The following is a 21917-nucleotide window of genomic DNA, read 5'->3' on the forward strand; positions in this document are numbered from 1 at the left end:
GATGATCATGGAGAAATCGGGGGTCCGCGGCGTCGGGAACCCCGGTTTCTCCATGATCAACGTGGCGATGTGGGTGGGTCGGGCGTCGTTGGCCGGGTCGGCGACACCCGGCGCACCCTAGTCGCAGACGGCGCCGTTGGCGGCCGAGCCGACCAGCTTGGCGTACTTCGCCAGCACGCCGCGCTCGTGCTTCGGCGCCGGCGGCGTCCAGGCCGCGCGGCGGCGGGCCAGCTCGTCGTCGTCGACCAGCAGCTCGAGCGTGCGGGCGGCGAGGTCGAGCCGGATGCGGTCGCCGTTCTGGACGAACGCGATGGGGCCGCCGTCGACCGCCTCGGGGGCGACGTGGCCGATGCACGGGCCCGTCGTGCCGCCGGAGAACCGGCCGTCGGTGACCAGCAGGACGTCCTTGCCGAGGCCGGCACCCTTGATGGCGCCGGTGACGGCCAGCATCTCGCGCATGCCGGGGCCACCCTTCGGGCCCTCGTAGCGGATGACGATGACGTCGTTCTTGTTCAGGTCGCCGGCGGCGACTGCATTCATAGCACCACTCTCACCGTCGAACACCTTGGCGGTGCCCTCGAAGACGTCGGTGTCGAAGCCGGCCGACTTCACGACGGCGCCCTCGGGCGCGAGCGAACCGTGCAGCACGGTGATGCCGCCGGTCTTGTGGATCGGGTCGCCCATGGCGTGGATGATCTTGCCGTCGACGTCCGGCGGGGCGATGTCGGCGAGGTTCTCGGCCAGAGTCCTGCCGGTGACGGTGAGCGCGTCGCCGTGCATGAGGCCGGCGTCGAGCAGCGCCTTCATGATGACCGGCACGCCGCCGACGCGGTCGACGTCGGTCATGACGTACCGCCCGAACGGCTTGACGTCGGCCAGGTGCGGGACGCGGTCACCGATGCGGTTGAAGTCGTCGAGCTCCAGCTTCACCCCGGCCTCGTGCGCGATGGCCATGAGGTGCAGGACGGCGTTCGTGGAGCCGCCGACCGCCATGACGACGGCGATGGCGTTCTCGAACGCCTCCTTCGTCATGATGTCGCGGGTGGTGATGCCGAGGCGGAGCAGGTTGACGACGGCCTCGCCGGACTTGCGGGCGTAGCCGTCGCGGCGGCGGTCGACGGCGGGCGGCGCGGCGCTGCCGGGCAGCGACATGCCGAGCGCCTCGGCGGCGCTGGCCATGGTGTTGGCGGTGTACATGCCACCGCAGGCGCCCTCGCCGGGACAGATGGCCCGCTCGATCTCGTCGACCTCCTCGCGGGTGATCAGCCCGCGGGCGCACGCGCCGACCGCCTCGAACGCGTCGATGATCGTGACCTCGCGGTCGCCCACCCGACCAGGCAGGATCGACCCCGCGTACAGGAACGTCGCGGCGACGTCGAGCCGCGCGGCCGCCATCAGCATGGCCGGCGCGGACTTGTCGCAGCCGGCCAGCAGCACCGCGCCGTCCAGCCGCTCGGCGCCGAACACCGTCTCGACGGAGTCGGCGATGACCTCGCGCGACACCAGCGAGTAGTGCATGCCCTCGTGGCCCATGGAGATGCCGTCGGACACCGAGATGGTGCCGAACTCGAGCGGGTACCCGCCGCCGGCGTGTACGCCTTCCTTCGACGCCTTGGCCAGGCGGTCGAGCGACAGGTTGCAGGGGGTGATCTCGTTCCAGGACGAGGCGACCCCGATCTGCGGCTTCTCCCAGTCGTCGTCGGTCATGCCGACGGCGCGCAGCATCCCACGGGCGGCGGCACGTTCGAGACCGTCGGTGACCGCCCGGGAGTGTGGCTTCAGGTCGGGCTTCGAGGGTGTCACGGTCATGCGGACACGCTAGTCCTGTCGTCCGGCAGGAAAGACGCGAGGTCCGAAATCCGGACGCGGTCATTTCACCGCGCCCGCGGTCAGCCCGGCGATGACCTGGCGCTGCAGCGCGACGAAGACGATGATCGGCACGAGCATGACGATCGTCGCGCCGGCGATCGCGCCGGTCACGTTGAAGCCGAACTGCGACCGGAACCCGGCCAGCGCGAGCTGGACGTTCTGGTGCTCCTGCGAGACGAGGAACAGGTTGGCGAAGAAGAACTCGTTCCAGATCTGCACGAAGGAGACGACGGCCACGGTGGCCAGCGCCGGCCGGGTCAGTGGCAGGACCACCCGGACCATCGTCGTGAAGTACCCCGCGCCGTCCATCGCCGCCGCCTCCTCGAGCTCCCGCGGCGTGGACAGGAGATAGGACCGGAGGACGACGAACGTGAACGGGAACTGCAGGGCGGCGTAGAAGATCACCATGCCGGCCCGGGAGTCGAACAGTCCCAGTTCGCGCATGATGAAGAACTCCGGCGTCGCCAGCCCCACGACCGGTATCGCCAGGGCGAGGGAGAACCCCGCCACCAGTGTGCTGCGGCCCCGGAACGCGTAGCGGGCCAGCGGATAGGCGGCGAGAAACGCGGCCGCGATCGCACCAGCCGAGCCGAGGGTCGCGTAGAGCAGTGTGTTGAGCACGTAGTGATGCAGCTCGATCTGGGTGAAGGCGTCGACGTAGCCCTGCAGCGTCACCGGGTCCGGCAGCACGCCGGCACCGGTGAAGACCTGCGTCCCCGTCTTGAGACTGGACACCATCACCCAGGCCGTCGGCGTCAGCGCCAGCAGCGTGACCACGGTGAGGAACCCGTAGGCCAGTGGTGCGGCGCGCCGCGAGATTCGAGGGCGGGCGGCGCTCATCGGCCCTCACCCACCCGGAACAGCCGGCGGACCGCCACGATCAGCACCATGCCGACCACGAGGATCGTGGATCCGACGGCGTTCGCGTACCCCCACTCACCGTTGAGGTAGGCGCGGTAGGCGTACAGGGCCAGGGTGGCCGTGGCGTTGTCCGGCCCGCCCGCGGTGAGGATGAACACCACGTCGAACATGCCGATGTCGACCAGCAGCCGGATGAGGATGACGGTGCCGATGACGGTACGCAGCAGCGGCAGCGTGATGTGCACGGCCTGGCGCCAGGACGACGCGCCGTCGATCTGCGCGGCCTCGTAGACCTCGTCCGGGATCGCCGCGATCTCGGCCATCACCAGGACCATCACGAAGCCGACGACGAACACGAAGGTGCCCGCGACCGCCCACCGCGCGGTCGTCGTGTCGAAGAGCCAGTCCCGGTCGCCGGGGAGGCCGAGCGCCGCGAGGGCGTTGTTCAGCAGGCCGGCTCTCGCGTTGTAGAACATCGAGAAGACGAGCGCGTAGGCGGCCCCGGAGATCACGAACGGCACGAAGATCACCGTCCGGAACGCCTCCCACCCCCGCGGGCGCAGCGCCAGCACCATGCCCGCCGCCACGCCGAGCGGCACCTGCACCGCGACCGCGGCGGCCGCGTAGAACAGCGTGTTGCCGAGAGCGGCGAAGAAGACCGGATCACTGAGCATCCGCCGGTAGTTCTCCAGCCCGGTCCAGGCCAGCTCCAGCCCGCCCCACCGGCTGAACGCGGTGACGAGCAGAACGCCGAGCGGCACCAGGAAGAACGTGGCGAACAGCGCGGCGCCGGGCAGCAGCGAGACGGCCACCGCCCGGCGTGCTCCGCGCGGGATCGGCGCGGCGCCCACCTCACCCGCCCGCCTGCGCCCGGGCATCGGCCGCGAGCCGGTCGAGGAACTCCGCCGCCGGCATCGAGCCGTCGACATAGGCGGGCCACAGGTTCCGCCAGGCCACGCCGAACCCGGCCGGGCCGTGCACGCGCACGTGCGGGTACCGGTGCGTCACCTCGGCCGCCTCCTCGGCAAGCCCGGTGGCCAGCGGCTCGAGTTCGGCGGCGGCCATGGCGTCCGGATCGACGGCGACCGGCGGACTGGCACCGGTCGCGGCCGCTTGGGCGAGCACCTCGTCCTGCGACGACACGAACCGCACGAACTCCCGGACCGCCGTGAGGGCGCGCTCGTCCGTGGCGCCGGACACCCAGCCGGCACCGGAGACGACGATCACCCCGCGCTCGCCCGCGGACCAGCCCGGTGCCGGCGCGAAGCCGGTCTTCTCATAGAGGCCGGGGCTCGCCGCATCGCCGGTCAGGTTGGTCTTGACGAACCAGGGCCCGTTGGCGATCGTCGCCGCCTGCTCGGACAGGTAGGCCGCAGCGGCGTTCTGGAACTCGCCGGAGAACGCGTCGGCGTTGACATAGCCGTCGACGTGCCACGATCGCAGCCGCTCGGTCGCCGCCACCACGGCGGGATCGTCGGCCCAGCCGTCCGCCGAGGTGATGCCGTCGATGAGGAAGTCCTCGCCGCCGCCGGTGCCGATGAGATGCACCCACATCAGCATCGTGGCCCAGTCACCGTCCAGCGCCAGCGCCGTCACCCCGTCGGCCCGCAGCCGCGCCGCCAACTGCTCGAACTCGTCCCACGTCGGCGGGAAGGCGTCGTAGCCCGCCCGTTCGAGCAGCTCGGCGTTGTAGAAGATGCCGATGGCGTCGCGCTGCTGCGGGATCGCCCAGATCTGGCCGTCCGGGCCACGCAGCGCGTCGAACACGTGGTCGTGGAAGGTTCCGGCCCACTCCTCGTCCGCGGCGAGATCGGGTGCGAAGTCGTGCAGTCGTCCGGTCTCCTGCAGCGCCCTGATCTCACCGGAGTTCAGCTGGAACAGGTCCGGCAGGTCGTCGGCCATCGCCAGCCGCTGGTAGTACTGCAGCCGGTCGTCGCTCGACCCGGCGTTGGGGTTCTCCAGCGTCTCGACCCGGTACGTCCCGGCGTAGCGCTCGTTGAACCGCTGGGCGGCCTCGTAGTTGTACTGCAGGAACGGGTCGGTCGGGCTCTGCTGGCAGGTGGCGCAGGTGATCACCACCTCGCCGGAGTCGGAGCTCGACGACTCCGCTCCCGCACCGCAGCCGGCCAAGATCACCAGGGCCGCCGCGAAGCCGGCGAGCACGGAAGAGCCGCGATCGTGCATGACGTCATCTCCTTCGATGAACGACGGACGGTGGGGCGCTGTCAGTAACCGGCGATCGACGGCCAGTGCCGCTCGATACCGGCCCGGTCCAGCTCGCCGGCGAACTCGGCGAACAGCGCGCGGTCGGCGCGCACGCCCCGCGGCGCCACCTTCCGCTGGGCGCAGAACGCGACCACGTGAGCGGCCACCTCGCCGACGTTCCACTCCACGAGGGGCATGCGGTAGGCGCCGTTGGTGATGTGCGTGCTGCCGATGTTCTTGGCGCCGGGCAGCAGGTTGTCCACCCGCACGGGAAGCAACGCGCCCAGCGGCAGCTCGAACGGGCAGCAGCCGATGTCGATGTACGGGTCGCCGCCGGTGGACGGGTGCAGGTCGATGCGGTACATCCCGATGCCGACGCTGTCGCGGTGGCGGACCGCACCGGCCGCGCCGCGCACCGCGAGCGAGAGCTCCTGCTCGACGATCGTGTGCTCGGCCCGAATCCGGCGCGACTCCCGGATGTACGGCGTCTTCGCCAGCCCGTCTGCGGTGTCGCCGACGACGTCCGCGCGCAACCGCAGCCCGGGCCAGCCGGTGCCGCCGTCCGGGCGCGGCGCCTCCGTCTGCAGCCAGTAGAGGAGCGACCGGCTGAGCCGCCGCGCCGCGGCGGAGTGCTCCGCGGCGTCCGGGACGCCGAACACCGGGCCACCCCAGTAGTCCATCTGCGGCCAGTTCACCAGGGTGATGTCGCTGGGATAGGCGCCGGGCCGGAAGTGCCGGCGCGCCGCGATGCGCCGGAACGTCCACAGGTTGCGGTCCAGCGACCGCACCCGCTGGTCGTTGTAGTCGGGGCCGATCGTCGCCGGGTCGTCGTCCGGGTTGGGCCAGAACTGGTGCTGGACGGGCTGCCGCGTCTTCGGGTGCGGAGCCACGAACGACAGCTGCCCCTTCGGCCAGTCGATCGCCCGGGCGGCCGCGAACTCCTCGTACCCCTCCGGCCGGTCGATCGTGTGGTCCTCGCCGTCGCGATGGTCCAGGGCGAAGCAGACCGACACCGGCTGCATGTTGAGCGGATCGGCGACATCGGACGCGTGCGGCTCGCCGGTCTCGGCAGCGGACTCCGACCCGGTGACGTGCTCGACGCCGGCCAGCGGCAGCAGGTCGCCGGTCTCGCTGGCGTCGATCACCCAGTCGGCCCGGACCACCGTGGTGCCGCCGGTGCGCCGGTCGAGCAGGGTCACGGCCTCGACACGGTCGCCGTCGGTGTGCGCCTCGACCGGCTCGTGCTCGTACAGCACCCGCAGGCGGCCCGATCCTCGCCACGGCGCGAGCAGCGACTCGAGGACGGCGACGGTGACCCGCGGCTCGTGGCACAGACCGGAGACCTTCGCGCCGCCCGGGTTGAACGTGCGGATCTCGCGGGCGGCGTCGGTGAGCGGGTAGTGCCGGCGGTAGTAGTCGCGGACGGCGTCGCGGTACTGCCGATAGGTGGCCGTGCAGCCGAACTGCTCGATCCACACGTGCTCGTCGGGTGGCACGGCCTGCGCCGTGAGCACGCCACCGAGCCAGTCCGTCGGCTCCGTCAGCACCACCGTGAGGCCTCGGCGGGCGGCCGTCAGCGCGGCCGCGACCCCGCCCACGCCGCCGCCGATCACCAGGACATGTGTCTCGACTTCGTTCATCTCCATATGAGAGCAGGTCCATGACCTTGATTAACATGGCTGCAATGGGCAGCTCTGTATCTGAGATTGATGACCGCGCGCGGCGGATGCGCATCGCGCACGCCACGGCGCGCGAGATCGTCCAGCCGGCCGGCTCACGCATCGGACCGCGGCACCAGCACGAGATCCACCTGATCCTCATCCACTCCGGATCCATCGAGTTGACCGTCGACGCCCAGCCGCCCCGCCACGTGCCCGCGGGTCAGCTGTGTCTGCTGCTGCCCGGCCACACCAACGAGATCGTCGTCGACCGCGCCGCCGACACCCGCCAGACGCTGATCCGCGGCCGGCTCGAGAACGTCACCGAGCAGATGCGCGGCTGGCTGGAGTCGCTGCGCCCGACCCGGCCGCTCTCCTCGGCGCTGACCTACCTCGCCCGCGAGGCGGTCGTCACGGAGCAGACCCGGCTCACGGCCGACGGCGCATTGCTCGACGCCCTCGCCACGGCGCTGCTCTGGCGGTTCGTCGCGGAGTTCCGCAACCTGCCGGCCGCGCTGCCGGCGCCGATCGAGGCCGCCCGGCTCTACATCCACACGCACGTCGCCGATCCGATCACGCTCGACGACATCGCCCGCGCGGCGTCGGTGACGCCGGCGCACCTGATCCGGCTGTTCCGCACGCACATGAACACCACTCCGGTGCGCTACCTGTGGGATCGGCGCATCTCGCTGGGGGTCGAGCTGCTCACCTCGACCGGCCTGCCCGTGGGCTCGGTCGCCGCCCGGTGCGGTTTCAAGACCAGCTTCCACTTCGCCCGCAAGGTCAGGGACGTCACAGGGCTGCCGCCGTCGGCGCTGCGCGAGTCGCACTGGCGGGCGTGACCGACGGCCCGGGTCCGATACTGGTCCCATGCGACGGCGTTCGGAGCGGCAGTGGCCGGGGCTGCGGTCGGTGTACTGCTGGAGCCCGCCCACCGGCGTCGTCACCGTCAGCGGCGCGCAGCAGATCGGCGTCTCGTTCGCCGAGCACCACGGCGTCGTCACCGAGTCCGGCGGCCGGCGGCACCGGTTCGACATCCGGCCCGGCGACGTGTTCGCGAACGGGTGGTCGCCGGTGTACTGGAGCGAGGTCACCCGGCCCGACGAGCTGGTCGAGATCTACCCCGGCGACGAGCTGCTGCGCGCCGCGGCGGGGTCGTCGCGGACGCCGGAGATCGAGCCGCTGCGCGGGGTGCGCGACGCCGTCGTGCTCGGGACGGCGTCGATCCTCAAGCGCGCCCACCTCGGCCTCGTCCACGTCGACAGCATCCGGGTCAGCGAGCTCGCGCACCGGCTGGCCGAGCATGTCGTCGGGCACTACGCCGGCATCGCGCCACCGCGGCGGGCGGTCACCGGGCGGCTGGACCGCGTCCTGCTGGACCGCGTCGCCGACGTCGTCGAGGCGCGGCTGAGCGACCCGCTCACCGTCGACGACCTCGCCGCCGCCGCGACGCTGAGCCCGTTCCACTTCGCTCGCGCCTTCAAGGCGTCGACCGGCCTGGCGCCGCACGAGTACGTCACGTCGCTGCGCATGGAGCGGGCCAAGTCGCTGCTGCTGACCAGCCGGTTGAGCGTGCCTGAGATCGCCTACGCGGTGGGCCTGTCGAACGTCAGCCACTTCCGCCGCACGTTCCGCCGGCACACCGGCTTCCTGCCGTCCGACCTGCGTCCGAGCGAGAACCGCAGGATCCGATCCTCCTCCGCCGCTCCGCGTTTGACAGGCTGAACGGCATGACCGATGCGCAAGCCGCCAATGCCGTGACCGCTCTGCTCCATGCCGTCGACACGCTGGACTGGGACGGTGTGGTGGCCGTCCTCGCCGGCGACGTCGGGCTCGACTACACGTCGCTGTGGGGTGGGTCGGCCGAGACGGTGGCCGCGGCGGAGGTCGTGGAGCGGTGGCGTGGGCTGCTGCCCGGCTTCGACGCGACGCAGCACCTGACGGGGCCGGTGCAGACGAGCCCGGCTCCGGGCGGTGACGGCGTGCGGTGCGTGACGACGGTGCGCGGCTACCACCACCTCGCCGACGGCGACCGCAGCGACACCTGGATGATCGCCGGCTGGTACGACATCCGCGTCCTGGACGGCCGGATCGCGGCCATCACGCTGCACGCCTTGTACGAGGAGGGCGACCGCGCCCTGACCGAGGTCGCGACGGCCCGCTGCGCCGCCGGTGCCGGTGGGCGAGTCGCGGCGTGACAGACGCCGCACCCGTCGCCGCCGTCACCGGGGGCAATCGCGGGATCGGCCTGGAGGTGTGCCGCCGGTTGGCCGCCCGCGGCCACACCGTCGTGCTGACGGCGCGCGATCCCGCGGCGGCGCGGGCCGAGGCGGGGCGCCTGGCCGGCGCCGTCGTCCCGTTCGGTCTCGACGTCACCAGCGTGTCCGACGCCTCGGCCTTGGCCGACTATCTGCGCGCCGAGTTCGGGCGGCTGGACGTGCTGGTCAACAACGCCGCCATCCACTACGACACCTGGCAGCGTGCTGCGTCCGCCGACCTCGACGTCGTCCGCGAGGCGGCCGAGACCAACGTCTACGGCCCCTGGCGGCTGGCGATGACGCTGCTGCCGTTGCTCCGCGCCAGCTCGCATCCGCGGATCGTCAACGTGTCGAGCGAGGGCGGGTCCCTGGCGAGCATGGGCGGCGGCACGCCCGCGTACAGCATGACGAAGGCCGCGCTCAACGCGGTGACCCGGATGCTCGCGACCGAGCTGCGCCGCGACGGGATCCTGGTCAACTCGATCTGCCCGGGCTGGGTCGCCACTGACATGGGCGGACCCGGCGGCCGGCCCGTCGATGCGGGTGCGGCCGGCATCGTCTGGGCCGCCACCCTGCCCGACGACGGTCCCACCGGCGGCTTCTTCCGCGACGGTCGCCCGGTGCCCTGGTGACTTCACCGGCCGTTCACGTCGGCGCCGGACTGCGTGGGTACGGTGCGCCGCATGACCGTAACGTCCCGTCCGTCCCGCCGCTCGTTGGTCACCGGCACGCTCGCCGGCCTGGGCCTCGCCGCCGCCGGTGAGCGCGTTGCCGCCGCGCCGCGGGCGCCGCGCATCCTCGTCGCCACGAACGAGCCGTGGGGCACCTACCACGTGCGGCCACTGCTGCCGGAGATCGCGCGGCGCGGCTGGGATGTCCGGCAGCTGGTCCCGGACCGGTCGCAGATCGCGCCCGGCGAGACCGTCCCGGTCGTCACGCCTGACGACGAGCCGGCGGCCGACCTGCTCGTCGTGACCGGCGCGACGGACTGGCCGGCCGACTGCGCCGCCGCGTTCGGCCGGCACACGCCGCTGGCCGCGTCGTCGCTGGCCTACCTCAACGCCGCCGAGGCACCGCGGGCGCACGAGTTCGAGCGCCGGCAGCGGCTGGTCACGTCGTCGTCCGCCGCGGAAGGCCGGTCGTTCGCCGGGCACCTCGGCACCCGCCGCCGGGTCCGCGTCGTCGGCTCGCCGCAGACCGACGCGCTGCCCACGCCTGCGCCGGAGCCGGACACCGTCCTCGTCCTCACCAGCGTCACCTACGCCGACCAGACCGGTGGCGCCGCGCCCGGCACCCAGCTGCTGCTCGACGCCGCGGCGGCGCTCCAGGCGGCTGGCAAGCACATCGTCGTCGGCCTGCACCCGCGCGAGAACCCGGCGCTGTGGAGCCGGTACGAGATCAGCCCGGTCCCGTCCCTGCAGGCGTCGGCGCGGGCCGAGGTCGCGATCGGCATCCCGGGGACGGTGTTCCCGCTCATCGCCGCCGCCGGCGTGCCCGTCGTCGGCTGCGTCGACCCGCGCCTGGTCGTACCGGACTACCTGCTGGCGGTGTGCTCGTCGCTGATCGGCACCGCCGCCGAGGCGCTGCCCGCGGTCGAGACGGCCGCACTGCCGGACCCGGGCGTCCTCGAGGACGTCGTCGGCCCGATCGGCGGATCGGCCGCGCGGCTGCTCGACACCTGGGGCCGGGCCGCCCGCCCGCGCCACGACTGACGTCGTCGCGTACAAGATTGCAATCCGACAGTGCAATCCTTTTCCGACATCGCCTCGTAGAGGTGGATCGAGGGCTCGTACTCGACCACCCATGGAGGCAAGCGTGGAGACGACAGCAGGAACGCCGGAGGGCGTGAGCCGGCGCGGGTTTCTCACCAGGGTCGGCGCGGTCGGCGGAGCGACTGCGTTGTACGGGACGATGGAGGCGCTCGGCCTGATCGCCTCGCCGGCACACGCCGCGGAGGAGGCCGGTGACTTCGTGCCGCTGGGCCCCGGCGACCTGCCGGCCGCGGCCAACGGGACGAAGGTCGTGATCCTGGGCGCGGGGACGGCCGGGCTCACCGTCGCGTACGAGCTGGGTAAGGCCGGCTACGACTGCCACGTGCTGGAGGCGCGGTCGAAGCCCGGCGGGCGCGCGATGACCATCCGCCGCGGCGACCGCCTCACCGACACCGACGGCGTCACGCAGGTCTGCACGTTCGACGACGGGCACTACTACAACGCCGGCCCGTCACGGATCCCGAGCCACCACCTGACCATCGACTACTGCCGCGAGCTCGGCGTCGAGCTGGAACCGATGGTCAACGCGAACGCCCAGGGCTTCTACTACCACGAGAACACCGCGACGGTGGACTACGGAGAGCTGGCCAGTACCCGGGTGACGCACCGGCAGGCCAAGGCGGACGTCTACGGCTACATCTCCGAGCTGCTCGTCGCGGCCACCGACCAGGGCGCCCTCGACCAGTTGCTCAGCGCCAACGACGCCGAACGGCTGGTCGGGCTGGCCAACAGCCTCGGCGGACTGACCGGCGGCAAGTACGTCGGCAACAACCGGCGCGGCTACCGCGAACCACCTGGTGCCGGCGACCAGCCGGGCACCGTCGCCGGGCCGCCGCCGTCGATGTCGGCCGTGCTGCAGTCGCAGCTCGGCACCCGGTTCGCCTTCGAGTTCGGCTTCGACCAGGCGATGATGATGTGGCAGCCGGTCGGCGGCATGGACCAGATCAGCGCCGCGCTGGCGTCGGCCATCGGCGGGCGCCGCCGCATCACGTACGACGCGCCGGTCACAGGAATCGACAACACTCCCGACGGGGTGCGCGTCACGTACCGGTCCAACGGCCGCACCCGTGTGCTGGACGCCGACTACTGCGTCGTGACGATCCCGCCGATGGTGCTCAAGAGCATCCCGTCGAACTTCTCACCGGCCACGAAGGACGCGCTCGCCGTCCCGGTGGGTGCCAACAGCGGCCGCATGGGCATCCAGTTCAAGCGCCGGTTCTGGGAGGAGGACTTCGACATCTACGGCGGTGTCACGCACACCAACCTCGACGTGTCCGGCATCTACTACCCGTCGTACGGCTACTTCTCCCGCAAGGGAGTGCTGGTCGGCTACTACTCCGGCGCCTACACGAACCTGCCGGTCGCCGAGCGCGAGACGCGAGCACTGGCGCAGGGCGCGAAGATCCACGGCGACGTGTACCACCGCGAGTTCGACAACTCGTTCTCCGTCGCCTGGCCGAAGGAGCCGCACAGCCTCGGCGCCTGGGTGAGCTGGCCGGGCGGACGGGGCGCGGCCTACCAGCATCTGCTGCAGGCGGACGGCAACACGTACTTCGCCGGCGACCACCTCAGCTACTACACCGCCTGGCAGAACGGCGCGTTCCTGTCGGCCCGGAAGGTCGTGTCGGACCTGCACGCCCGCGTGGCGGCGACCGCGTCCTGACGCGCTTGGGGTCAGGAGACCCCGACCGTGAGGATGACCAGCGAGTCCTGGTCGGCGACGAGGTCGTGACGTTCCGGCGGCGCGTCGACCAGGACCCCCGCGGCGACGGCGATGGCTCGCTCGCGCGTGTGCAGGGTGACGTGGCCCTGCAGGCACTGCACCGTCGCGTCGCCGGGACTCTGGTGCTCGTTCATGCGCGTCCCGGCGGTGAGCGCGATGAGGGTCTGGCGCAGCCGCGTGCCGCTGTGCAGGGTCCGTGACGCCCGGCCGGCGGACGACACCCGTGCCTCGTCGAGCTGGCCGGCGCCCATCGTCAGCAACGTCATATCGTCCGCCGTACCCGCTGCCGCGCCGGGGAAACGGCGCCGGTGGGCGTGCGTGCCGGTCATGGAGCCTCCCGTCGGTCAGGTCGCGGCCTAGGTCTCGGTGACGATCACCTCGACGCCGGCCGCGCGGAACCGCTCGACCTCGCCGGGCGGCGCACCGTCGTCGGTTACCAGTGTCCACGACGGGGGCATGCGGGCCCACGCGTGGAACGGACGCCGGCCGAGCTTGCTGGCGTCGGCCAGCACGTACACCCGCTCGGCGCGTGCCATCATCATCTCCTTGAGGCGGGTCTGCTCGAGGTTGGCCTCGCAGATCCCGTTCTCGACGGTGACCGCGTCGGCGCCGAGGAACGCGCGGTCGGCGGTGATGCGCTCGAGCGCGGCCTCGGCGAACGGCCCGACCAGACCCTGGCTGATGTGGCGCAGCCGCCCACCCAGGCACAATACGTCCACACCGTCGGCGTCGGCCAGCTCGTTGAGCACGGTGAGCCCGATGGTGACGACCGTGAGCTGGTCGCGATCGCGCAGTTCGCGGGCGAGTTGCCCGGTGGTGGTGCCGGCGTCGAGCAGGACGGTCTCGCCGCGGCCGATCTGCCCGGCCGCCCACGCGGCGATGGCCTGCTTCTGCCGGAACCCCTCGCGCGACCGCTGACCCAGCGACGCCTCGAACACGAGACCGTGCGCCATGGCGCCGCCGTAGGTGCGGGCGAGCTGGCCCTGCGACGTGAGCAGCGCGAGGTCGCGCCGGATGGTCGACTCGGTGACGCCGAAGTGGAGCGCCAGTTGGCCGACGCCGGCCCGCCCGTCGGTCCACGCCATGTCGACGATGGCCCGGCGCCGGTCACGTGCGGTCAGCCGGTCGCTCATGCCCACCTCACTCGCTACGGGCTCGGCGCGAGCGCTGCCGCCTGGCGCAGAGCCTCGATCATGCTACCGGCGTCGGCCCGTCCGGTGCCTGCGATGTCGAAAGCGGTGCCGTGGTCGACGGACGTGCGGATGACCGGCAGCCCGACGCTGATGTTCACGCCCGTCTCGAGGCCGAGCACCTTCACCGGTCCGTGCCCCTGGTCGTGGTACATCGCGACGATGAGATCGTAGTCGCCGCGGCTGGCGAGGTAGAACGCGGTGTCGGCAGGCAACGGACCCTGCACGTCGAGGCCGTCGGCGCGGCACCGCTCGACCGCCGGGACGATCTTCTCCGCCTCCTCGCCGCGGCCGAACAGCCCGTTCTCGCCGGCGTGCGGATTGATGCCGCACACCCCGAGCCGCGGCCGGGCCAGCCCGGCGTGGCGCAGCGTCGCGTCGCCGCGCCGGATGGTCCGCTCGACCAGCGCGTCGTCGATGCGCTCGATGGCGTCGACCAGCCCGATGTGCGTGGTGACGTGGATGACCTTCACCGTCGGCGTCGACAGCATCATCGACACCTCGTCGACACCGCACAGCTCGGCCAGCAGCTCGGTGTGCCCGGGATACGGATGACCGCCGGCGTGCAGGGCCTCCTTGTTCAGCGGCGCGGTGCAGATGGCCTGCACCCGCCCGGCGACGGCCAGCTCGCTGGCCACCTTCACGTACTGGTACGCCGCGTCGCCGGCGACCGCCGAGAGCTCGCCGTACGGCAGGTCGGCCGGCAGCAGCCCGAGGTCGATCACGTCGATCGTGCCCGGCTCGGAGGCGGCCGCCTCCGGCCCGTCGACCGCCCGCAGCTCGACGTCGACGCCGGTGATGTGGGCGGCGTCGCCCAACCGCCTGAGATCGCCGACGACCACCGGCCGGCACAACGACCGCACCTCCGGGTCGGCGAGCGCCCGCACGACGACCTCGGGGCCGACGCCGGCGCCGTCGCCCATGGTGACGGCGACCAGTGGTGTCTTCATGTGTCCTCCTCGTGCGGGCTGTGCTCGGCGTGCACGTGCCATCGGGTGCTGGCGAGTCGCTGGGCGATGCGCACCAGCACGCGCGGATCGCCGAACGCGCCGGGCTTGGTGACGACGACCCTGCCGCCGCGCGCGGTGCTGACGACGACGCCGTCGTCCCACGCTTCGCGCACGCGCAGCTCGCCGACGCCGAGAGCGGCGAGGACGGCCCGCGCGGTCTCACCACCCGTGAGCACCAGCCCCGGATGGTCGCGCGCCGCCGGCTCGACCACCCGGGCCAGCGCCGCGACGACGTCCGGCGATCGCGCCGCCCCGCCGGCATCGGTCAGCTGGACGACGGCCGTGCGCCCGGCCGTTCGGGCGGCGACGTCGTGCGCCGTGGCGGCGGGGTCGGCGAGCTGATCGGGGTCGAGCTCCACCACGGTGGCGACGTGCGCGGCCAGCCACGCCAGCTGCTCACGCGCCGCCGGTGCCGCCGTCCCGACGACGAACAGGATCGGGCCGACCGGCGGCGGTGCGGGCAGGCCGCCGCCCTCCGTGCCATGCGGTGGGTCCGCCGCAGCTACCTGCGCGCGGGCAAGGGCAAGCGCCAGCCCAGCGGAGCCGGCCCAGCGGACTGTCCGTCCCGACCGCGCCACCAGCCGGCCGGCCCCGACGACGCGGTCGAGGTCGCCCTCGGTCTCGGCGTCACACACCGGCACCCGGCCGCCCTCCGCCGCCGCCCAGAGCGCCGCAGCCAGCTCGTCCACGCCGCCACGCACTGCCGGCAGCGGCACCACGGACACCGGCAGCGGCGCCAGAGCCTCGGCCACCGACGCAGGCGCGGGTCGCGGCTCGGCGGCCCAGGCGGCCGACCGCTCGAGCGGCACGCCGTCGACCAGGACCGCTCCCCCGATCACGGTCCGGCCCAGCGCGGGCAGCGCCGGCGCTACTACGAGCAGCCCGCCGGGCTCGCGCACCTCGGCCAGTTCGGCGGCCAGCGGCCCACGCAGCGTGGAGTCGATCTTCTTGACCACGACGCCACTGGGCGGCAGCAGGGCGAGCGCCGTCCGGCACCGCTCGGCGGCGAGCTCGGGGCCGACATAGCGTGAATCGGTGTCCACCGCGGTCACGCCGGCATCGAGCGATGTGCGCACCGAGCGCAGAGCATCCAGATCGACGATGCGCGGAGTGCGCAGCACGAACGCCGCCGCCGCCTCGGCCGCACCGGTCAGGTCGTCGGCGATCAGCACCACGGGGACATCCACTAACACACTCCTTCCTGCACAGACGTGGCGAGCCACGCTCCACCGGCCCGACCGGCACGACTCTTGCCGGCACGAATGAACGCTACGTTACTTGCGCGTTTCGCGCAAAAGTGCAAGTGTGACCCACACAACTTCGCGGACCCCCCGGAGGTGACGATGAACGGCAGCGCACAGCAGCGCCGCGGCCTCAGCCGCCGCGACCTGCTGCGGGCCGGCTTCGCGGCCGGCGCCGGCATCGCGCTCGGCCCGGCGCTCGTGGCCTGTGCCGGCCCGACCGGCACGTCCGGCGCCGGCACGCTGACGCTGGCGCTGAACCGGTCGCTGGTCAGCCTGGACAACAAGCTCAACCAGTTCGACGCGCACGTCACCGTCCAGAGGGCGGTGCGGCAGGCGCTCACGCGCATCGGCGACGGCATGCGGGCCGAGCCGGTGCTGGCCGCGAGCTTCGAGCTCGCTTCTCCGACGGCCTGGCGAGTGCGGCTCCGGCCCGAGGCGGTGTACTCCGACGGCACGCCGGTCACCGTCGCCGACGTCGCCACGGCGCTGGAGATGTACCAGCAGGTCGAGGCGTCGTTCGTCGGCAACCAGTTCCCGGAGTGGCCGGGGGTGCGACAGCTCGACGACCGCACGTTCGACCTCGTCACGCAGCAGCCGCTGGTCGGGCTCGACTCCCTCATGAGCAACATCCTCGTCACCCCGGCGGCGGCCAACCTGCCCGAGGAACTGTCCGACGGCGTCGGCAGCGGGCCGTACGTCGTCGCCCAGGCCGACCGCGGCACCGGCGACTACACACTGGTCGCGAACCCCGACTACTGGGGGCCGGCGCCGGGGGTGGAACGGGTGCGCATCCGGTTCCTGCCCGAGGAGACCAGCCGGGTGCTGGCGCTGCGCAGCGGCGAGGTCGACGTCATCGACTCCATCACGCCCGACTCCGCGGAGCAGCTCGACGGCCTGCCCGGCATCAACCTGCTGCAGGCTCAGGGCACCCGCCTCGTGCAGCTGTTCTACAACTTCCGCAAGCCGCCGGAGCACCCGCTGTCGAAGACGTCGGTCCGGCAGGCGCTGAGCCTGGCCATCGACGGCGAGAGCATCGTGCGCGACGTCCTCCTCGACAGCGTCACGCCGACGAACGGCGTCGTCCCGCTCAGCCTGGACGGCGCGGTCGAGGTCGGGACGTTCGAGTTCGACCCGCGCAAGGCCCGCCAGATGCTCGACGCCGAAGGGGTCGACGACCTCGAGCTGACGGTCATCTGGGAGTCCGGTGAGTTCGCCGGCGACGCCTATGTCATGGAGGCGGTCGCGCAGATGCTCGGTGACATCGGCGTCCGGGTGCACCTGCGTCAGTTCGAGCCGGGCGGCGACCTCCCCACGTGGCGGCAGGGCCGCGGCGGCGACTTCGACATCATCGGCAACGGCTACGGCAACCAGACCGGCTTGGCGCTGACCAGCCTCCAGGGCCTGTTCGGCGGCACCCCCGAGATGGAGACGACCGGCGACGCGTTCATGGGCTTCGTCTACGACGACATCGCCGGCGGCATCGGGGCGGCCGCCGCCGAGACCGACGGCCAGCGGCGGGTGGTGCTGCTCGAGGACGTCCAGCGGTCCATCTGGGACCTCTGGCCGGCCATGTGGGCGTTCACGCAGGACGTCCTGCTCGCGCACCGCGACACCGTGAGCGGCCTCGACCTGCTGCCCATCAACTCCTACGACCTCGCCGCTGTGCGGCTCGAGGAGGGGTGATCATGGCGCGTTACCTGGCGCTGCGGGTGGCGCAGAGCCTGTTCACGGTGTTCCTCATCGTCTCGACGGTGTTCGTGCTGGTCCGCCTGGCACCTGGCGACCCGGCCGCGGCCGTCGGCGGTCCGACGGCGACGACGGAGGACCTGCAGGCCATCCGCGAGGAGCTCGGCCTGGTCGGCTCCATCTCGCAGCAGTACTGGCACTTCATCACCGGGCTGGTGCAGGGTGACCTCGGCCTGTCCTACTCGTTCCGCCAGCCGGCCCTCGACGTCGTGCTCGACCGGCTGCCGTACACCATCACGCTGGCCGGTGCGGCCATCCTGCTGACGGCGCTCATCGCCATCCCGCTGGGCATCTTCACCGCCCGCCGGGCCAACAGCGGCTGGGACGTCGGCGCCAACATCGGCACCATCGCGGGGCAGTCGATGCCGGAGTTCTGGACCGGCATCATGCTGCTCACGCTGCTCGCGGTGGTGGTGCCGATCTTCCCGGCGTCCGGGTTCACCTCGTGGTCCGGGCTGGTGCTGCCGGCGGTCACCATCGCGCTGCTGCAGATCGCGCTGATCTCCCGGCTGGTACACCGCGAGATGGCCGGCAACCTCGCCGCGCCGTACGTGACGGTGGCCCGCTCGCGCGGCGTCGCGGAACGGGCACTGACGTGGCGCTACGCGTTCGCCAACTCGTCCATCCCAGTGGTGACGGCGCTCGGCACCCGGTTCGCGGCCATGCTCAACGGCGTCGTCGTGGTCGAGGTGGTGTTCGCCTGGCCCGGCATCGGCTCGCTGGTCGTCCGGGCGCTGGAGACCCGTGACTACCCCCTGATCCAGGCCACCGTGCTGGTGACCAGTCTGCTGGCCATCGGCGTCCAGTTGCTCGTCGATCTCCTGTACCCGCTGTTCGATCCGCGGGTGCGCGTCGGAAAGGCGGTGTCGCGATGACGACGCAGACACAGGCCGCCCGCTCGAGCGCCGTCACGGCCGACCGGCTCAGGTCCTCGGCGGCGGCGCTGCGCCGCCGGGCCAGCCGGCTCAAGATCGTGCTCGGCGCGGTGCTGGCTGGCGTCGTCGTCGTGCCGATCCTGCTGGCCAACGTCCTGCCGCTGCCCGACCCGCTGGAGCAGGACCTCTCCCAGCGCCGGTTGCCGCCGCTCACCGATGGCCACCTCTTCGGCACCGACCAGCTCGGCCGCGACCTGCTGTCGCGCATCCTGCACGGCGGCCAGGTGTCGCTGACCATCGGCGTGCTGGCGGTCCTGGTGTCCGGCGTGGTCGGCGTCATCGCCGGCGCCGCGGCCGGCTACTACGGGCGCTGGGTCGACGCTGTCGTGTCCCGGCTGCTGGAAGCGCAGATGTCGGTGCCGCTGCTGCTCCTGCTGCTGCTCGTGGTGGCGCTGTTCGGCCCGTCCATCACCGTCATCACGCTGGTCATCGCGTTCGCGCAATGGCCTGAGCCGGCGCGGCTCACCCGGGCCATGGTGCTGGTCGAGCGGGAGAAGCCGTACGTCGCCGCGGCGCGGGTCCTCGGCCTGCGGCGGGCGGCCGTGCTGGTGCGCCACGTGGTGCCGAACATCGTCAACCAGGTGGTCGTCGTCATGCTTCTTCTCCTCGCCCAGGCGGTGCTGCTGGAGAGCGCGCTGAGCTTCCTCGGCGCCGGGGTCGAGCGGCCGCACCCGACGTGGGGCCGCATCATCTCCGACGGGCAGGGCTACATCACCACCTCGTGGTGGCTGGTCACGCTCACCGGCCTGGTCATCGTGCTGCTGGTGGTCGGGGTCAACCTGCTCGGCGACGGGCTGCGCGACCGCGTGTCCCGGTCCCGTTCGGCGAAGGGAGAGGCGCAATGACGCTCCTCGACGTCCAGGATCTGCAGGTCGACCTGATGACGGCCGGGGGCGTGGTCCGCGCGGTCGACGGCGTCTCGTTCACCGTCGGCCGGTCCGAGACCGTCACGCTGATCGGCGAATCCGGCAGCGGCAAGTCGACCACCGCCATGGCCGTCCAGGCGCTGCTGCCACGCAACCTCGCCGTCGTGTCCGGGCGTTGCCTCATCGACGGCGTCGACGTGGTCGCCCGGCCGGCCGAAGCGGCGAGGCTGCGCGGGCGGACCATCGCGATGATCCCGCAGGACCCGATGACGGCGCTCAGCCCGGTGTCGACGATCGGCCGGCAGCTCGGCGAGGTGCTGGTCCGCAAGGATTCCGGACTGTCCCGGGCCGCCCGTCGCGACCACGCCGCCGAGCTGCTCGACGCCGTCCGCATCACCGAGCCCCGCCGCCGGCTCGACGCCTACCCGCACCAACTTTCCGGCGGCATGCTGCAACGGGTGCTCATCGCGATGGCGCTGGCCATCGACCCGCACCTGCTGGTCGCCGACGAGCCCACCAGTGCGCTCGACGTCACGGTGCAGGCCGGCATCCTCGACCTGCTGATGGACCTGCAGGACCGCACGTCCGCCGGCATCCTGATGATCACCCACGACATCGGCGTGGCCCGGCTCGTCAGCGACCGCGTCCACGTCATGCGCGACGGCCGGTTCGTCGAAAGCGGCGAGGTCGAGGCCGTCGTCGGCGCACCGCAGCAGGACTACACCCGCCGGCTGCTCGACGCCGTGCCGCGGCTGGGCGCATGGGAAGGAGCCTGAGAGATGAGCAGTATGAGTGATCCGATTCTCTCCGTGCGCGACCTGGCCGTCGAGTTCACCACCCACGGACACCGCAACCGGGTCGTCGACGGCGTCGGGTTCGACCTCGCTGCCGGCCGCACGCTGGCGGTCGTCGGCGAGTCCGGCTGCGGGAAGTCCACGCTGGCCAGAACGCTCGTCCGGCTGGAGACCCCGGCCGCCGGGTCGATCCGATACGCCGGTCGCGACCTCGCGACGCTGACGGACAAGGAGCTGCGGCCGCTGCGCGGCGACATCCAGATGATCTTCCAGGATCCGTACGGCTCGCTCGACCCGCACCTCACGGCGGCCGGCGTCGTCGCCGAGCCGCTCCGGCTGCGCGGGGTCACCGACCGCCGCGAACGCCGCCGGCGGGCCGTCGAGCTGCTCGAACGGGTCGGCTTGAAACCCGAGCACGCCGACCGGCGCCCGCCCGAGTTCTCCGGCGGGCAGCGCCAGCGCATCGGCATCGCCCGGGCGCTGGCCAGCCGGCCGAAGATCCTCATCTGCGACGAGGCCACCAGCGCCCTCGACGTCTCGGTGCAGGCGCAGGTGCTCGACCTGCTGCGCGAGCTGCAGGAGCAGGAGGGCATCGCGTACCTGTTCATCTCGCACAACCTCGGCGTGGTCCGCGAGATCAGCCAGGAGGTCGCCGTCATGTCGCAGGGCCGGTTCGTCGAGCACGGCCCGACCGAGGAGGTGCTGTCCCGGCCGCGACACGACTACACCCGCCGGCTGCGGCGCGCCGCCCTCGACCCGGCGCTCATCACCGGCCGCAAGCCGCGGCTGTTCGCCCCCGCGGCCAACGCGGGAGCCGCGACATGACCATTCCCCGCGCCGTCCTCGGCACCATGACGTTCGGCGACACCGTCGACCGCGACACCGCGGCCGGCATGCTCGACCTCGCCCGCGACGCCGGGGTCACCGAGATCGACACCGCCAATGCCTACGCCGGCGGCGCCACCGAGGAGATGCTCGGCGAGCTGCTCGCCCAGCGGCCGGGGCAATTCACCGTCGCGACGAAGGCCGGTATCCCCCATACCGACGCCGGCGACGCGCCGCCGCTGTCGCCTGGGGCGGTCCGGGCCGGTCTCGAGGGCAGCCTTCGCCGGCTCCGGCTCGACCACGTCGACCTGTTCTACCTGCACCAGCCCGACCCGGCGACGCCGCTGGCCGACACCGTCGCCGAGGTCGTGGCCCTTGCCGACGAGGGGTTGATCGGGCGCGTGGGCGTGTCCAACTTCGCCGCCTGGCAGATCGCCGAGTTGCGGCACCTGTTCGCCGCCGCCGGCCTGCCCGGCCCGGTCGTCGCGCAGCAGCTCTACAACCTCGTCGCTCGCCGCATCGACGACGAGTACGTCGCGTTCGCGCTGGCCAGCGGCATCGAGACGATGGTGTACAACCCGCTCGGCGGCGGGCTGCTGTCCGGGCGGTACACGTTCGAGGCCGCGCCCGCCGAGGGCCGTTTCGCCACGTCGCAGCTCTCCCCGATGTACCGCGAGCGCTACTGGGACCCGCGGATGTTCGACGCGGTCGGCGCGCTGTCGGCCATCGCGGCCGACGCCGGCGTGTCGCTGCCCGAGTTGGCGCTGCGCTGGCTGGCGTCACGGCCGGTGGTCGGGTCGGTGCTGCTGGGTGCGTCGAAGCCGGAGCACCTGACGGCGAACCTCGCGGCTCTGGCCCGCGGGCCGCTCCCCGCCGACGTCGTGGAACGCTGCGACGATGTGGGCCGGCAGCTGCGCGGCCCGATGCCCGCCTACAACCGCTGAGAGTCTGGAGTGCCGCC

Annotated in this window: 21 protein-coding genes; 12 read left to right on the plus strand and 9 right to left on the minus strand. The window is 72.3% G+C overall.

Annotation, left to right across the window (positions count from 1 at the left end):
• Positions 1 to 117: 117 nt before the first annotated feature.
• Genes ilvD through E1262_RS18445 form a run of 5 tightly spaced genes read right to left on the minus strand, consistent with a single transcriptional unit; the run spans position 118 to position 6575 of the window.
• Entirely contained in the window at positions 118 to 1809 is a 1692-nt protein-coding gene (ilvD, locus tag E1262_RS18425) for a dihydroxy-acid dehydratase (protein ID WP_132104599.1), read from the minus strand.
• 60 nt (positions 1810 to 1869) lie between these two features.
• Complete coding sequence (locus E1262_RS18430; protein ID WP_132104600.1) at positions 1870 to 2709, minus strand: carbohydrate ABC transporter permease; 840 nt, start codon at positions 2707 to 2709, stop codon at positions 1870 to 1872.
• A complete protein-coding gene (locus E1262_RS18435) occupies positions 2706 to 3608 on the minus strand; it encodes a carbohydrate ABC transporter permease (protein ID WP_162605976.1) in 903 nt (300 codons plus the stop codon). Before E1262_RS18435 ends, E1262_RS18430 begins: the two co-directional genes overlap by 4 nt.
• Positions 3583 to 4914, minus strand: a complete 1332-nt coding sequence (locus tag E1262_RS18440) for an ABC transporter substrate-binding protein (protein WP_132104602.1) — start codon at positions 4912 to 4914, stop codon at positions 3583 to 3585. The genes E1262_RS18435 and E1262_RS18440 overlap by 26 nt, the downstream gene beginning before the upstream one ends.
• A gap of 41 nt (positions 4915 to 4955) precedes the next feature.
• A complete protein-coding gene (locus E1262_RS18445) occupies positions 4956 to 6575 on the minus strand; it encodes an FAD-dependent oxidoreductase (RefSeq protein WP_132104603.1) in 1620 nt (539 codons plus the stop codon).
• 86 nt (positions 6576 to 6661) lie between these two features.
• Between E1262_RS18445 and E1262_RS18450 the strand changes: the two genes are divergently transcribed.
• The 6 genes from E1262_RS18450 to E1262_RS18475 all read left to right on the plus strand — a co-directional run bounded on the left by E1262_RS18450 (position 6662) and on the right by E1262_RS18475 (position 12286).
• Positions 6662 to 7435 carry a helix-turn-helix domain-containing protein gene (locus E1262_RS18450; RefSeq protein WP_203454000.1) on the plus strand — a complete coding sequence of 258 codons (774 nt, stop codon included), beginning with the start codon at positions 6662 to 6664 and terminating at the stop codon, positions 7433 to 7435.
• Positions 7436 to 7463: 28 nt separating this feature from the next.
• Positions 7464 to 8318 (plus strand): helix-turn-helix domain-containing protein, encoded by an 855-nt coding sequence (locus tag E1262_RS18455; RefSeq protein WP_132104605.1) that lies wholly within the window; start codon positions 7464 to 7466, stop codon positions 8316 to 8318.
• A 5-nt stretch (positions 8319 to 8323) separates the two neighbouring features.
• Complete coding sequence (locus tag E1262_RS18460) at positions 8324 to 8791, plus strand: nuclear transport factor 2 family protein (protein ID WP_132104606.1); 468 nt, start codon at positions 8324 to 8326, stop codon at positions 8789 to 8791.
• Positions 8788 to 9483 (plus strand): SDR family oxidoreductase, encoded by a 696-nt coding sequence (locus E1262_RS18465; protein ID WP_132104607.1) that lies wholly within the window; start codon positions 8788 to 8790, stop codon positions 9481 to 9483. Before E1262_RS18460 ends, E1262_RS18465 begins: the two co-directional genes overlap by 4 nt.
• A gap of 51 nt (positions 9484 to 9534) precedes the next feature.
• The gene (locus E1262_RS18470; RefSeq protein ID WP_132104608.1) at positions 9535 to 10563 is read left to right on the plus strand and encodes a hypothetical protein; all 1029 of its coding nucleotides are present in this window, start codon (positions 9535 to 9537) and stop codon (positions 10561 to 10563) included.
• A gap of 103 nt (positions 10564 to 10666) precedes the next feature.
• Positions 10667 to 12286 carry a flavin monoamine oxidase family protein gene (locus E1262_RS18475; protein ID WP_203454001.1) on the plus strand — a complete coding sequence of 540 codons (1620 nt, stop codon included), beginning with the start codon at positions 10667 to 10669 and terminating at the stop codon, positions 12284 to 12286.
• An 11-nt stretch (positions 12287 to 12297) separates the two neighbouring features.
• On the opposite strand, the gene E1262_RS18480 is transcribed toward E1262_RS18475, so the two are convergent.
• From E1262_RS18480 to E1262_RS18495, 4 genes are all read right to left on the minus strand, one after another.
• Positions 12298 to 12612 carry a cupin domain-containing protein gene (locus tag E1262_RS18480; protein WP_132104610.1) on the minus strand — a complete coding sequence of 105 codons (315 nt, stop codon included), beginning with the start codon at positions 12610 to 12612 and terminating at the stop codon, positions 12298 to 12300.
• Positions 12613 to 12702: 90 nt separating this feature from the next.
• Positions 12703 to 13479: a DeoR/GlpR family DNA-binding transcription regulator gene (locus E1262_RS18485; RefSeq protein WP_203454002.1), complete on the minus strand. Its 777-nt coding sequence runs from the start codon at positions 13477 to 13479 to the stop codon at positions 12703 to 12705.
• A gap of 14 nt (positions 13480 to 13493) precedes the next feature.
• Positions 13494 to 14486: a 4-hydroxythreonine-4-phosphate dehydrogenase PdxA gene (gene pdxA / locus E1262_RS18490; protein ID WP_132104611.1), complete on the minus strand. Its 993-nt coding sequence runs from the start codon at positions 14484 to 14486 to the stop codon at positions 13494 to 13496.
• Positions 14483 to 15733, minus strand: a complete 1251-nt coding sequence (locus tag E1262_RS18495) for a four-carbon acid sugar kinase family protein (RefSeq protein WP_162605978.1) — start codon at positions 15731 to 15733, stop codon at positions 14483 to 14485. Before E1262_RS18495 ends, pdxA begins: the two co-directional genes overlap by 4 nt.
• A 156-nt stretch (positions 15734 to 15889) precedes the next feature.
• On the opposite strand from E1262_RS18495, the gene E1262_RS18500 reads away from it, so the two are divergent.
• From E1262_RS18500 to E1262_RS18525, 6 genes are read left to right on the plus strand one after another with little or no spacing between them, the layout of a single operon-like run.
• Positions 15890 to 17473 carry an ABC transporter substrate-binding protein gene (locus tag E1262_RS18500; protein WP_132104613.1) on the plus strand — a complete coding sequence of 528 codons (1584 nt, stop codon included), beginning with the start codon at positions 15890 to 15892 and terminating at the stop codon, positions 17471 to 17473.
• Between the two features lie 2 nt (positions 17474 to 17475).
• Positions 17476 to 18411, plus strand: a complete 936-nt coding sequence (locus E1262_RS18505) for an ABC transporter permease (RefSeq protein WP_132104614.1) — start codon at positions 17476 to 17478, stop codon at positions 18409 to 18411.
• Positions 18408 to 19316 carry an ABC transporter permease gene (locus E1262_RS18510; RefSeq protein WP_132104615.1) on the plus strand — a complete coding sequence of 303 codons (909 nt, stop codon included), beginning with the start codon at positions 18408 to 18410 and terminating at the stop codon, positions 19314 to 19316. Before E1262_RS18505 ends, E1262_RS18510 begins: the two co-directional genes overlap by 4 nt.
• Positions 19313 to 20113: an ABC transporter ATP-binding protein gene (locus tag E1262_RS18515; protein ID WP_132104616.1), complete on the plus strand. Its 801-nt coding sequence runs from the start codon at positions 19313 to 19315 to the stop codon at positions 20111 to 20113. Before E1262_RS18510 ends, E1262_RS18515 begins: the two co-directional genes overlap by 4 nt.
• Positions 20114 to 20125: 12 nt before the next feature.
• Positions 20126 to 20956, plus strand: a complete 831-nt coding sequence (locus E1262_RS18520; RefSeq protein WP_132104617.1) for an ATP-binding cassette domain-containing protein — start codon at positions 20126 to 20128, stop codon at positions 20954 to 20956.
• A complete protein-coding gene (locus E1262_RS18525; RefSeq protein WP_132104618.1) occupies positions 20953 to 21900 on the plus strand; it encodes an aldo/keto reductase in 948 nt (315 codons plus the stop codon). Before E1262_RS18520 ends, E1262_RS18525 begins: the two co-directional genes overlap by 4 nt.
• Positions 21901 to 21917: the final 17 nt, after the last annotated feature.

Origin of the sequence: Jiangella aurantiaca (assembly GCF_004349105.1) — a bacterium.
Taxonomy (GTDB): Bacteria; Actinomycetota; Actinomycetes; order Jiangellales; family Jiangellaceae; genus Jiangella; species Jiangella aurantiaca.